The organism is Paenimyroides baculatum, assembly GCF_008629655.1.
GTDB lineage: Bacteria > Bacteroidota > Bacteroidia > Flavobacteriales > Flavobacteriaceae > Flavobacterium > Flavobacterium baculatum.
The window spans coordinates 175,699-190,902 of sequence record NZ_VWSG01000004.1; the positions used below are offsets into that span (position 1 = coordinate 175,699).

At 38.8% G+C, this 15,204-nt stretch carries 4 protein-coding genes; 2 read left to right on the forward strand and 2 right to left on the reverse strand.

Going from position 1 to position 15,204, the window contains the following annotated elements; genetic code table 11:
* Nucleotides 1-4: 4 nt before the first annotated feature.
* Nucleotides 5-11,005 carry an RHS repeat-associated core domain-containing protein gene (locus tag F0460_RS07325; RefSeq protein ID WP_150011752.1) on the reverse strand — a complete coding sequence of 3,667 codons (11,001 nt, stop codon included), beginning with the start codon at nucleotides 11,003-11,005 and terminating at the stop codon, nucleotides 5-7.
* Between the two features lie 13 nt (nucleotides 11,006-11,018).
* Nucleotides 11,019-12,755 (reverse strand): T9SS type A sorting domain-containing protein, encoded by a 1,737-nt coding sequence (locus F0460_RS07330; protein ID WP_150011754.1) that lies wholly within the window; start codon nucleotides 12,753-12,755, stop codon nucleotides 11,019-11,021.
* A gap of 292 nt (nucleotides 12,756-13,047) precedes the next feature.
* On the opposite strand from F0460_RS07330, the gene F0460_RS07335 reads away from it, so the two are divergent.
* The gene (locus tag F0460_RS07335; protein WP_150011756.1) at nucleotides 13,048-13,617 is read left to right on the forward strand and encodes a helix-turn-helix domain-containing protein; all 570 of its coding nucleotides are present in this window, start codon (nucleotides 13,048-13,050) and stop codon (nucleotides 13,615-13,617) included.
* A gap of 88 nt (nucleotides 13,618-13,705) precedes the next feature.
* On the forward strand, nucleotides 13,706-15,193 hold the full coding sequence (locus tag F0460_RS07340; RefSeq protein WP_150011758.1) for a serine hydrolase: 1,488 nt from the start codon (nucleotides 13,706-13,708) through the stop codon (nucleotides 15,191-15,193).
* Nucleotides 15,194-15,204 lie beyond the last annotated feature (11 nt).

The following is a 15,204-nucleotide window of genomic DNA, read 5'->3' on the forward strand; positions in this document are numbered from 1 at the left end:
AATTTTATTGTTTGAAAATGTTAAGAAATTCATCAGCTGTTCCTATACGATTTAACCTACCTCCATTATTTTCGAATACTTTCCATGCACCTCCATTGTGAGAATCAATATCTCGAGAATAAAATTTATTCTTATATTGATAGACTTTTTGACCATGTTGATATCCAAATTCTTTAGTCTCCTTGAAACCTTTTGGAAGTTTGGAGAATCCAGATCTAGCAGCTCCAACAGTACTTCTTAAATGCGTCTCACTCGTTTTAGCAGCACTAATATTACCGCCAAAAATAACAGAATTTAATACAAAAGCAGCTATATGCCCTGCAAGAGCTTCTTGTGAATTATAAGCAGCTTCTCTATATGCTCCATTATCTCCATGACAAGACATGCAACCAATCCAAATTTTACCATCTGAACCTGCTTGTCCCCAAGAGCCCATATCGCTAGGGTATATGAACGAGTAATAAGGATCCCCTACATTAGGTTGATTTACTACCGTAGTAGAATTGACCACTGTACTTGTTACTCCATTCTCATACCAAGAATCTCCTGCTTCTAATTCATAACCATTAAATTCAAGTTCTCCAAACTCTATTGGAGATTTACTTTTAGGATTATTTTTTGGTATACTTTGATATTCTGAACCTCCCCTAAACCAAGATTTAATTGTACTCCAGGTTCTTGACGCCCAATTAGGACGCTCTTTGTTACCATCTCCAGGTCCTTCAGCACTCATCCCCGTAGGATCTGTGAACATAATTGGATTATTATGAACATACTGATAAGGTGTCATCGTCTGTTCCGCCAGCGGATCCACACTTACAAATATACTAATTCTTGGGTCGTAATAACGTGCGCCATAATAATACATTTGCGTGGCGTCATCCAATTCTTTTCCGTTGAACTTAAATTTGTTGTCGTAGCCTACACCAGATTGTACATTGGCACTTTGGTTGTGTTCTACCATCATCTCCCCGAAAGGTAATGTTTCGTAGTAGTGACTTGGACGTCCGAAATAATCCGTTAAATACGTACTGCTTCCCAAATGGTCGGTATGATACCACCAAATTGGTTTGCGTAAATATTCGTCGTAAGGACCATCTTCGGCAGGACCGTTTATGCTTGTATCGTCTTTCCAGTCATCATCGATATCCGGGTGGTGCGGATTGTGCGGTGCCTCTGAACCTGGAAGGTCTACACAGTCAAAATTATTAATTACATAGTTGTAAACCGCACATGAATTTGTTAAATCACTGCGCAGGTTGTTATCGATATACATTAGTGCTTTTACCGGACAGCTGTCTAAAACTTTCTCGTCGGGTATATTAATACAGCCACAACCTGCTATAACTGACAAGCAATCTCCTGTTAAAATACCGTCGCCGTATATCAATCGTTCGTAACACGCAAAGTTTGCGTTCAAAAATTCACGGTTGGTTTCAAAACAGTTAACCGTACAGGTATACCAACTGTAATACTGTTGGGCTTCGGTGCTGTTGCGGAACTGGTTTATTAATATATTCAGTTCTGTTAAACAATCTGTTTGCTGTGCTCCCGGTACATTACCCGGGTTTGGCGTTGGGTTTGGTGTGTTGGTACCCGGGTTGCCTGGTGTTACAGGCACACAAACGTATTTGTTAATTTCCTTTAATGCCTCGCACATGGTATAGGTATCGGTAGTACTTGCGTTTGCAAGGTTTTTTAACCTGTCTATTTCATTTATACAATGCTGTACCGAGTATGTAGACGGGTTGTTTACCGACACATAGTTAGCTCTAAGTGCATTAATCTGTAACAAACAATCGGCTTCGTTATTGCCAATATTTATAGAATAGGTGGTGTTTTGTACCCCCATTTGCTGGCCTAAACCGCTAAGCTGGTTACTTGCCTGTGCATTGCTATTTGCGTTTTTAGACGAATAAACAAACTGGTTTATGCCCGGTTGTAACCTGCTTGCAAAACGTTTGCCGTTTATATAGTAATGCTTGCTGTATTCGTCTTTATTAGCATCTACCACCATGTATCCCGATGGATACATTACATAAGACGTATAATCTAACACGCTGTAAATATCCTGCCCGCCTACGCTTGCTATGTTAATATTTCCTTCTGATTTAAAGGTACGCTCACCTGCATGGTCGTATATATAATGGCTTGCTTTAGATTCGTTGTCTATAACGGCTGCCAAACGGTTTTGTGCGTCCCACACCATATCACGGGTGCTGAACCTGCCAAAATTGGTATCGTAGTTTAACATGTTTCCGTTTGCATCATAGGTAAAATCTGCAACTGCAGACTGTGATCCCATAATGTTGTTATACTCTATCTTCTCTACTGCATGCGGACGGCCACTGTTGTAACTGTAATCAGCACGGTATGAATTATTGGTTTCACCACCGGCTAAAGACGAGGTGTGGTATTGGTCTTTTTTTACAATACCATGGGTATTGTTGTACTCCATCTTTAACTCAAACTGATGATCGTCTTTATAACCTGACCAACCGCCTTTTGCTACTTTTAAACGGTTAAACTTGTCATACGTATAGTTTTTATCAAAAACACCACCCAACTGCAGTATATCATGCTGTGAAACACCATTTCTTATTTGGGTAATGTTCTGGTTACGGTCGTAACTATACACACTACGCATAAGGGTAGAGTTGTACTGGTCGGGGCGGTTTAACTGCATGGCACGTACCCGCTGGGTGATATCGTACTCGTTAAGGGTTACCATGTCGTTACCATACAAAATCTCTGTTGGCTGGTCAAAAAAGTTGTATTTCACATCTTTTAAATAGATCTGATCGTTGCTTTGAATACTTTTTAACTGCCCTACGCTGTTGTATCCATAGTTTACCTTTTCACCATCGGGATAGGTTAGTTCTAAAATTCTGCCCCATGAATCGTAACGGTATTGGGTGTTAAACATCATGTTGCCTGTCTGGCTTGTTAACAAGCGTTGTTCTGCTGTTACTTCACCCAGCGCACCATAAGTAAAATCGCGTTCACCTGTTAAATCGTTAACATGTATAACTTTACCTTTGTTTCCTACAGCAGTTCCATAAGTATAGCTTACATCGTACTGTGAATGCTGTATGTTGTGGTCGTCTATAAAAGCCGGATAGTTAATGTTTGTTAACTGGTTAAAATTATAATCGTAAACAATCCATTTGTTACCTGCATTTATTAAATTCTGGTTGGTACTTTTTGTAAGTTTCCCCGAAAGGTCGTACTCAAATTTTGATCTACCGTTGTCTGGATGTACCGTTTGGGTTTTCTGCCCAAAATTGTCGTATGTGTAACTTGTTGTTTGGTTATCTGCATCTTTTACACTCAGCAATTCATTAATATTATTATAGAAATAAAGGGTGCTTAAACGATTACCTGTGGTTGTATCAATCTGCCAGGTATTGGTTACACGGCCTCTTTCGTCTTTAAACGTTTTGGTTCTGTTACCTTCCGGTAAGGTTATCTGTTCAAAAGATCTTGTTGTATAATGGTGATCCTGCTCGGCACCATACTCAAAGCTTGTAGTGGCATTTAAACCGTGAACGTGGTTTTGAATTACCCGATCTTGCATGTCGTAGGTTACTGATGATTTTTCATCAATAGTATGTGTTAATCCGGTATAAGTTTCAAGGAAATCATTGAACACGCCGTTACAGTCTATTCTTTCCTGACCCAGATAACTTTCTATGACACGTCCGAACTCATCGTACACCTGACGGCCCGATACTGCAAAACGATAGCCGCTGCCCGGAGTGGTGCAGTTAGGATCCTGTTCTAATGCCAGCTGTTTTTTGGTTTGAATGATTCTTCCCAAACCATCGGCAAATGACGAGGTATGAAGTACCTGCTCACCTGGGGTAGCAAATTCATCAAAAATATTGTGCTTGGTTATTGCATAACGCAGATTGGATCCCGGTACTGTTTTATATTCGTTACGTATGGTCCAGTGATTGTTATAAGGTCCTTTAAATTCTTTTACACGGCGTAACGGATCGTAACTATTGATAAATTGTACACCATTAATATCAGTCTGTACCAAAGGCATTCCAAAATGATCATACACTGTGCTGCTACTAAATCCGTAAGCATCGGTTACCTGTGTAACAAACTGCTTAAAGGTATTATCGTACACATAAGTAAAAGACATACGTTGGTTGTTTAGCGCTGCCGGTAAGGTTACTTGTGTAAGGTTCCCTAAAGAATCATACGCCAAATCGGTAGTTGCTTTTTCTGCCGGGTTGTTACTGTAATCTTTATAGCGGTGAATTTTAGTAATATTTCCTGTATTAGGATCTATTTCAGTGGTGCTGTATCTTTGATAGCCACCTACCCTGTGCGATGCAGGAATGTTTACAATGTACTTGGTTGGCGTATCAATGTAATGGTACGTCATGGCAGCTCCGTTAAGGAAATACTCATCTAAATAAAATGTTACGTTACCATAACGGTCATACGTTTCAAACACTGAACTGTTCAAATCCTGGTGTGCCACCGAAGTGCTGTTGCCATTGTAATGGAACACCATACTTTTTGTTCTGTTTACCAGCGGAAGAATTCTGCTGGTATCGGTATAAGTTACCGAAGGAGCACTGTTTGTTGTAAATGAAGCTGAAGCATTAGGCTGCAGTGAATAATACGAATATTCATTCTCTGATACGCTTAATAAGCGGTTCATTCCGTCTTTGGTGGTTTCTCTCTTTAAAAGATTTCCTATGTACTGGTATTTTCTGCTGTCTGAAGAGTTACCCGCTAAATAAACCTCACCAGCAGTCATATCGTTTAATACATATTCCTGCATATTGCTGCGGTAAACCCCTCCGTTTTTGTCTAACTGGTAAGTTGTTACTTCACCAAAACCTAAAAATTTACGTTCACGGCGGTCTTTTAACCCGTTCTGGTATTCAAAAGCATAATGCTGTTCATTTTCTCCGTCACCGGCAAAATTATCATTAACCTTTACTTCACTTAGCACCCATTTTTTAAACGGCATTTTATAATTAGGACCAAAAGGTGTTTTAGAAAGGGTATTTTCAGTGGCATAATCCATTGTAATAACAGAACCGGTAGGATTTTTTACCTGTTTTAACATGTTGGTACGACGTATTTTAGAGAACTGTACCTTTACTTCATTCTCGGTATCAGAACGCACAATATCTGTATAGCCGTCGCCATCAAAATCTCTGAAGCTTACATTTTGCTGGTTTAAATTGCTTCCCCAGCTTTTACCGCCACCGCCGCCTACTTTTATTATAAAAGGAAGAATTGCCAATTGTATTGGAATCAATACAGAAAGATTAACTGTTGTTCCAAAAGCAGTTGATGATGATTTACTATTATAAGGTAAACTCGCATATGAACTGTGGTAGGTTCCATAATTAAACGAAATACCGTTTCCGCTAATATAATCAGGCAGTCCGTCACCGTTAAAATCTACAAAATCATTCTTATCATAGGTATTACTGGTGGATCCGCTGATTCCTAAAGATAAGTCAAGGTTTGATAAACTTTTACCTACAATCTGCTGTATACCACCACCTACGCTATAGCCGTGCGACCTTGTTTCACTTAACTTGTGTACATTATAACCTGTCCACATGCTTGGAACATAACTTTTGGCTGTATTTAATTCAATGACTCCATTTTCCTTTATCAGATCTATCAAGCCGTCGCCATTTATGTCTACCAATGCGCCTTCGGGCTTAGAGTCTGTTTTAAATTCATTAAGTCCTGCATTCACACTGAAACTTGTACTGGTACCTATTTTAAATGCAGAGCTATTTCCATACTTATCTAAAACGGTGGCTATATGAGCAGTACCACCCCCCAAACCGTCTCCGCTTCCGCTGCTGGTAGTGGTTGTCATTAACCCCTTATTCAAGTAGTTTGCTGTACTTAAACCACCGCGTGGCGTGGTTAACTGAATCTGACTCCCTACAATATCGGGATAACCGTCTCCGTTTACATCAAAATAGTCGTTCATCTGGTTGGTAATACCATTACTTTTTGATTTACTTCTGGTTAACGTACCAAAACCGATACTGGCTCCTTGCGATTTAGATTCCGAATACGATTCTTTAACGATTGAAACCGCTCCGTAAGTACAGTTAGCCGTAGGATCCAGCACTTTTGTCAATGCTTTACCTTCATTCTCATAGCTTAAGTACGGACTCATTTCACTGCTACCAACAAACAGGTCTTTATGCAGGCTCCATGCACTGTCTGCCCTATCTGAGCGTAACAATACAAAATGCTTCATTGCTTCCTGCTGGTTCTCGTTTAAAGACACGTTTGCGCCGCCAACCTTAAATTTATCGTTTTCAAAATCATACTCCAAATCTTCAACAGTAGCATTTTGCAGTTGATTTTTTATACCATTAGCTGCAGACTGCTCGGCCGCAGACGGTGTATTTTTTGAAGAAGTACCCGCAAGAGCATTACGGCTTATAAAACTTTTTTCAATAGGCGTAAAATTCTGGTCAGGGTTCGCTCCTTTATACGCGAACTGTCCCCAACCTTTATAAAGAGTTCCCAAACCGCTTTCCTCCGGGGTCAATGTACTGATATTACCTTTATTGAAACCGCCTGAAACACCGCTTATATGAGGGCTCTGCATAGGGGCATCATAGGTCATGTGCAGCAAACCGCTGTTATTCTGATAATGGTTCAAGGCAGTTGCTACCAAATAATTATCGGTATAATATTCAAAAGAATATTCTATGCCCGGATTCGGATTTATAAATGCAGGCGCAGTACTCACATCCTGGCTTTCTTCCGAATGCGGATTGGCATATTGTTTTACCCCGATAATGTTACCATCATCGTTTACCCTGTATTCAAATCTTGCCGCCAGACCGTTGGTCGCCATAGGAATGGTTCCGTTATTGTCGGTTACAATCAATGTAATTACTTTATCATTACATTCATTTTCTCCCTGACAAGCCGGTAAAGAAAACGCATTGTTGATAGATACTACCGCACCTGCAGGAAACACCGATTTTGGGTAATACGTTAACGGATCGTCCTGCATTAAATATCTTGGTACAATATATCTTCCAGGGTCATTAGGAATATTTATGTTTATTAACTTAGGCATAAAAGCGCTGTCGAAACGTTTCCAGTTAACAGGTCCTTTTGCTGTAACTTCAATATCCACATAACCATAAGTATCGGGATTATCCGTATCAATATTAGTTGACCAAGATACAGGACCTACCTGTAGATTTCTCGAAGGCAAATTTTTAGACTTAATAAAATCCAAAGTAATGTTACCACTACTGCTTCCTGATAATGCTGTTTTATTCCCATTTTGATCCAGTTTATATCCCCTTACGGTAATTTCTACATTGGTATCTAAATTTAGGGTATTATCATGAGGCCACTGTATACGGTAATTACCGGGCTCAAAAACAGGAAGTGCCTCTAAAACAGAGTCGCCATACAGAAAAGCTTCACTAAATTTAGATGGCGCTGATGATGTGGGACTTATGTATTTAATAACAGGATCCCAGTTTACATTTACCCTTTCATTTGGTTCCTGACTGCTGTTTACCCTGAAATAAATATGGTCACCCGTGTTAACCGTTGCGGTTTTACTTATTGACTGCGTATTGTTAACCAATAAGGTTGGTGCTAACAGATAATCTTTGGTATAATTGGGAAAAGGTATCGGATGCAAAACCAAAGGAGATGAGGGATTCCATGGAACCAATGGTACTTTTACATTAATTTTTATAGGTGATCTGTTAGGATGCCATATCTGCCATGGGGATGGCGCATTGTCTGCACTTGTTTCTATAGAATAGCGTATACCGTTGTTTGATGCAACAAATGCCTTTGAAATATCGCCTGTAATTTCTATCTGCCCCGGCTTGGGTGCTACCCATACTTTTACCACATCTAAAAAGTCACCATCGGTACTTAAAGGTGGTAACGGTGGTGAAATGCCCGGATCTACTGCTCCTTCTTTTAATATCAGGTTTGGCGTTAAACTACTGTCACATGTAAAAGTTGGTGCACCTGAATTAGGATCGATTCTGTTGAAATAAACAATTTTATCACTTACAAAATCAATAAGCCCATCACTGTTTACATCTGCTAAGAAGGTACGCGAAATATTGTTTGTATGCGATTTAGACGCATTTAAATTAACAAACATAAGGGAAAGCGATAGTTCCTTATCACTCTTGGTGGTGCTTTCGCTAAAGCCCAAATCACTAATATGGTGTGTTTGGTAAAGATTCTGGCTGAAACCCGTACCGTTTATATTTTTACGGTATTTTACGGTGTTGCCAATTTTTACAACCTTATCATCCAGACCGTCTCCGTCTATATCCAATAACATCATGGAAGGCGAACTGTCTGTCTTTAATTTTGTAGGAAAGCCAAAGTTAATGGTTCCACCATAACTAAACGGCAGATAGGCCGGTGGATTGGGCAAAACAGTGAATCCTGCACCAAAATTTATTTCTGAAGTAGTATAATCTTCAATGGTAGAGCTCAGCGTCGCGTGTTTTTCGTTAGGAAAATCAGACGTCACCGGTATGGTTTCTTCCGCACCGAACAATCCCCCTGCAGCATCATTGTAATATTCAAAATTATGGGTATATTCTTCGGTTCCGGTTACTGCGCCTCCTTGGTTTCCATTATCAATTTTTTGAAGGTTTTTTGTAGTAATACTGTTTAACAAGCGTTTACCAAACGCACCGTTACCATAATTAAAGTGGTATTCTACATCATAATTACAAGATTTATTCAATGCTATATCATCATGTCTATCACAAGTTACCTTAATATAATCCACTTGTCCTGCATTTACCTCTTTAAAACCGTAACGGTAATTAAAATTTGCATCGGGACGGGCATAATTATTCTTTTTATATTCAAATTGTACCTTATATATACGCCATTCTGGATCATTAAATGGATGGTTTTGATGGTGTGTATATTCAATACGCATCAAACGCATTTCTACACCTCCACTTAAATTACCTGTTGGATGAGTTTCTACATGGGGGTAATACTGGATATAATTTCCGTTTTTATCTGTAACTCTGGTTAAATACCATTTACCAATATTTGTGCTTGACGAACCTCTTAATGGCATATCGTACTGATACTTTGTCCCGGATTTGTCCCAAACAACCCATGTGTAAGTAGAAGGGGAACTACCGATTCTTTGTATTTTAGAAAAAGAACCTTCAACTTTAGGATAAAACATCTTTACAGAACCTGTTCTGTTAGGAACCGCAGAAGAAGAGGCACTTCGCTGTGGCTGATAGTAGCCACTGCCGCTTTCCATCATCAGTTCTTCTCCGTTCAACAGATAACTCTCTGTTTCTTTTTGTGGATCATATACCGGCACACCATACTTGGTTTCTACACTTATATATGGATAGGCAATATCCCAACCGTAACCAAATGGGCCGCTGCTGCCGTTGTTGTTGTAAGAAACAGATAAATTCGGCTGCATACCATTACGACCTGCCGGAACATTAATTGGAAACTCTAAAGTTCCATCACCTTTCTGGTTTGCCGTTGGTGGCTGTACCTGCACTATGTTTGCTGTAGGATTAGCTACCTGAATGTCTGAAATTGACGTTGGGGTAAACGAACTGGTTTCTGGTGATTCCGGAGACTGAATGATTCCTGCAATGTAATCGGTAAAATGATCGGTTAATCCCACCACTTTGTCCTGATCTGCCATTATAGTGTCTGTTGGTACCGACAACCAGCGGCGCTGGTCCATATCAAAATAAAGAATCTTAACATCTTGGGCATTATACCCGCTTGGAAGTAAGGTTTTGTCGAACTTTACTGTTACCTGTGCATTTTCTTTAAACTTGGCTCCTTCGGGTAAAAAACGATAACCTGATTTGTTTTGTGTTACGTTGATGATGTTGGTACCAAGAGGTGCCAGATCAATCGCGCGTAATTTTTGAACGGTAATCTGCTCTACTTTTTCATAGCTTTCTTTCTTTATATTGAAGCCGACTTCTTCCAAAGTAAAACCATAACTTTTATCGTCCAATTCTTTGATAAGGCTGTAGCCTTCGGCTTTTTTAAAGGTATGAACAGCAGCTTCTGAAGCTTCGGTTAACTGAACCTGCTCACTGTAAACCACCGTACCCTGCTTTTTAAGCTGAAGGTCGATTTGATTGGTACCTGAAGCGTGTGCTACTATGGTTTCGAACTCGTTGTTTTTAACCGCTACTTTTTCGTTGTTTACATATAAATCGAATCCTCCTGTCAAAACACTTCCCTTAAGGTAGGCCTTATTGTCTTTTGTATAAACAACAGCACCGTCTGCTAATGCTACCAGCTTTTGATCTGCAATTGGTACGGCTTTTATGCTTACGTTCTTTACCTTATAATTGGCACTTTTGTTTTCAAAGGCAGTAAACAGTAAATGGTTTACTCCATCCTTTAACTGATTTAAAGATATGGTTTCTTCCAGATGGTTCCACTTGGAATTCTTCTTTACAACGTAACCACCCGTTGCGTTGTTTTCATTGATACTGCGTGAGATACCCGAAACATTTTCAATACCGTACACTTCGTAGCTCAAGCGTATTTCTTTTTCTGCTAAAATCTGCTTTTCTATATTGAAGGAAAAGATGTTGTCTGAAGGATCATCGCTATTACTGTTGTTTGCATAACCTATGGTTCCCGATTTATCCTGAGAGAATATTTCTATTGTGGTTTCTTCGGCATGGGATACCGCAGAAGGTGCCGACAACCGGTAACTTTTACTGCTTGGCTTTGTTTTTGAGGCTGCATTGTTTGCAGCAGCTTCTTTCGGTTCTGTGCGTTTAGCTGCTTCCGAATTCAGATAGTCATCCGGACTCTCGTAATGAATGTAGTATTTTGATTTTGCAACGTACGGAAAATGCTCCACCATAGCATAAACCGGATAGGCAAAAAACTGAAAGAAAATACCAAACATTATGATATAGTATAAAATTCTGTAACCGAATTTTAAGGGGTTCATTGATGCGTTCATAGTGTTTTTTAGTTTATTTTATAATGATCTTTTTTATCTGAGGTACTTTGTTAATATAGGCTACAAGAATGTATACACCTGATGAAAGCTGCAGAGCACCCAAATTATAGGTTTCGTTTTCTACGGTACCTATGGCAACAGATTTTACCAGCCTTCCTTCGTTTGTATAAATCGACAGCTGAACATCGGATGCTTCGGCCAGCTGGAACATTATACTGACCTCTTCACTTGCCAATGCAGGATTCGGGTACACCCGCCATCCGCCATCATTAAAATCGTTTCCTACGGTAAAAGGTTTTGTTTGCCAGCAGTCTTCCCCATTGGAAACCTTTAAGCTATAGTTGCCTTCTGTATCTAATGTAACATGGCTTCCCTGCCCTATTTCCTGGTCGTTCTTAAACCACTGGTATTTTACGTTTTCAATTTCAGGGAGTTTGATAGTTATTGCGCCGTCATACATTGTGTAATGTTTGTTCAGTCCCTTAGGGTTTAAAACAGCCATCCCTGTATCGACACGTTTGGTTGATTTCTTGTTGTTATAGGTAAGCATTACATCAAAATAGGCAGAAGATGTATTTTTTATAGTGTAAACTTCCCGCAGATTCACAGAGGATAAAACAGCTACATTTTTATCATCATAGATTTTCACTGAGTAATTTGCAATGTTTGAAGGCGCTTCTACCTTTAGCTGAAACTGGTCACAAAGGGTAACTGTTTCAAATTTCAGATCCGCTTTATATTCCTTAAGCTTTACGATCTGATTTTCTGCATTTGTAAAAACCACTTTTTGGAAAATCAGTAAACTGTCTTTGACTTCTCCAGTATATACAGTTTTGAGTCCTTTATTTCCTACAATAAGCTCGTATTCGGTGAATGAGTCTGGATCCTGATTTAGCTTGTTTACCGGAAAAGCAAGATCTACAACTGCTTTTTCCTTGTTCGTCTGCCCAAGCCACTGCTTATTGCTCAATTTGGTTTTTCTGTCGAAAGTCAGACTTTTTTTGTTATTTCCAAAAAGAAGGTAGTCACCCTCTTGGAACATAGTTTCTACGGAACCCGAATTAAAAACAATCAGATCCTGGTCTTTGGAATGCGTACTTTTGTAGTTGTTCAGGTTGAAATAGTCCATTTTGGCAAGTCCAAAGATGTTGTGATTAAAGGACTTACCAGCACCATCCCACCACTTTTTACCTGAGTAACCATATTGTTTATAGTCTATAAGGTCAATACCATATTTAATGCTTAAATAGGTTCTGACATCGTTTACTGCTGCTGTCTGACCACTTTTCTCTATGAGGATGATTTCAAAAATATTAGATTCCTTAAAGTTCGGATTCAACCAGAATTTTCCGTCTTCTATTCCCGAAAACTGCACATCAAGCAATTCCCCATAGGCTTCATTATATCCGTTGAGATCTATTGAATCGTTCAGTTTTAACTTCTTTCCATCCAAGAAAAGGCTTTTTCCCGACCCGATTAATGAAATCAGGTTCTCATCACGGTTGGATTTGTATACCACAAAAAGATGGTTGGAATTGTTTATTTTTTTTGTAGAAGTCCATATATTCTTCTTACTTAAAGATAGTCGGGACTGAAAATTCAACTTATCGAATTCTTTAACCGTATCCTTAATCCGCTGCGGATTTTGAAGCCAAAGATCCGGTTTAAAACTTTTTGCCTCTTGCGAATAAACCATAGTTTTACTAAAAAACAAGGAGAATACGCAGCATAAAAGAAGCTTTAATTTCATAGTGTTTTGGTTTTAAAATGTTTCGAGCAAAAATATAAATATTTTTAACACAACAATATTTTTAACATAAAAAAATGTTAAATAAAATATAAACTTTGTGTGAAGTGTAAAGGCTTATGTTTTAAAGACTAAACGATATTTCATTTTAAGTAATAACTCCTCATAAAGAGGAATATACAAACCAGATAAGTCTTTTAGTTTATTTATTATAAATCAACAAATAAAAGCTTTTGTAACGATTAACAAAAAATATTTACTTTCGTAAAATACATCTAGCTATTTATAATAAGGCATGTCAAAATTAAAACAGTTAAGAGAACAGAAAAACATGACGCAGGAAGAGCTTTCCGAACAATCCGGAATCTCTGTCAGAACCATTCAAAGAATTGAATCCGGTACCAATCCAAAAGGTCATACGCTGAAGACACTTTCCAAATCTTTAGATATTTCGGAAAACGAATTACTGGATATCACTGCTGAAATAGAACCGATAGATGACGAAGTACCAAAAATATTACAATTAGAAAGTGCCGTTGATTTTGGAAAAGTAAAACTGATTAACCTTTCTTCCATCTTATTTGTTGTTTTACCGCCTCTTAACATTATAGCGCCATTGGTTCTTTCGTATGTATTAAAACAGCGGAACCCGATAACGAAACAGATTGTTTCATTACAGATCTTATGGACTATTTTAGCACCTGTATTTTTTATGTTCGGGATCTTTTTAAAGCTTGGCCGTTCCTTTACAATAGTAGTTTTATTCGTAATTGCGTTGTCAAACATCTACCTTATCTTAAGAAATTCAGCCGAGCTAGACCGAAACAAAAAACTTCACTACAGACTGAATTTCAACCTTATATAAAAACTGTCGGGCTATTGACGGCTTTTTGGCGGGTTGATTTTTTGGTACTCTTACCTACAAATTTCAACCTTTGTCAAAAAATAAAACAATGGCAAAAAAAAGCATCACCACTTTACTCCTTCTAATTGTATGCTGCACCAACAGTATGTCTCAAATTACTAAAACAAATCCACTCTATAAGACCATCCTAATACAGGACAGCCTTCTATTTTCCGTAGGATTCAATACGTGTGACATCACACAGTTTGACAATCTTTTGAGCGACCGCTTCAAATTCTACCATGACAAAGACGGTACTTCTGATAAAGCAAAATTTTTAAACGACTTAAAAAACGGACTGTGTAGTTATCTTTCACGTAAACAGGTAAAGAGAATTCTGATAAAAGAAAGCACAGAAATCTTTCCACTCTATGATAACGACACTCTTTACGGTGCCATTCAAAATGGTTCACACCTATTTTACGAAAGTCCCGAAAGTGAACCCGGAATCGCAAAATTTTCACATGTGTGGCATTTAGAAAACGGCCGTTGGAAACTGTCAACATCGTTAAGTTTCGACCATCAGCCCTATTCAGACTATCAACAGCAGCAGAAAGATACACCTACTTTTGACGATGACACCGCCATTAAAAAATGGATTCGGGAAAACAAAATACCAATACTAGGTATCGGCATTATTGAAAACGGCACTCTGCAACAGGTAAAGGTTTTTGGTGAACTATCCAAAGGAGTAGCTGCGCCATATAACACCATTTTTAATGTAGCTTCGTTAACAAAACCCGTAACCACACTTGTTGCCTTAAAACTAATAAGCTCGGGCAGCCTGGGTTTGGACGAACCCCTTTACAACTATTGGACAGATCCTGATACAGCATCTGACCCACGAAATAAAAAACTGACAACCCGCCTGATTTTAAGCCATCAGACAGGTTTTCCGAACTGGAGATGGATGAAGGAAGACAAAAAACTGAGCTTTGAATTTGATCCCGGAACCAAATACCAATATTCCGGTGAAGGAATGGAATATCTCCGTAAGGCATTGGAAAAGAAATACAAAAAGTCACTACAGCAATTAGCTGATGAACTGATCTTTAAACCTGCAAAAATGACCGATACCCGCTATATCTTGGATAAAGTAACAGACACTTTACGAGTGGCAGCAGGTTACGACAAAGACGGAAACAGGTATGAAACCATAAAGAACAATACACCCAACGGAGCAGATGATTTAATGACAACCATAGAAGATTATGGAAATTTTCTTGTACATCTGATCAATGGCGGCGGATTAACAAAGGAAGTCTATCAGGAAATGATTTCCAAACAGGTACCAAGTACCAGAGGAAAGCACTTCGGACTGGGTATTGAACTTTATGATTTAGGTAGCGGAGAAACCGCATGGTCGCACGGGGGTTCAGACAGCGGTGTAAGAACATTGTTTATTATCCTCCCAAAATTAAAACGCGGGTTATTAATATTTACAAATTCTGATACAGGTACCAATGTATATGAAAAACTGATCGAACATTATCTGGGAGACAGCGGAAAGAAAATCATTGCCATTGAAACGGATTAAACTCCATAAAA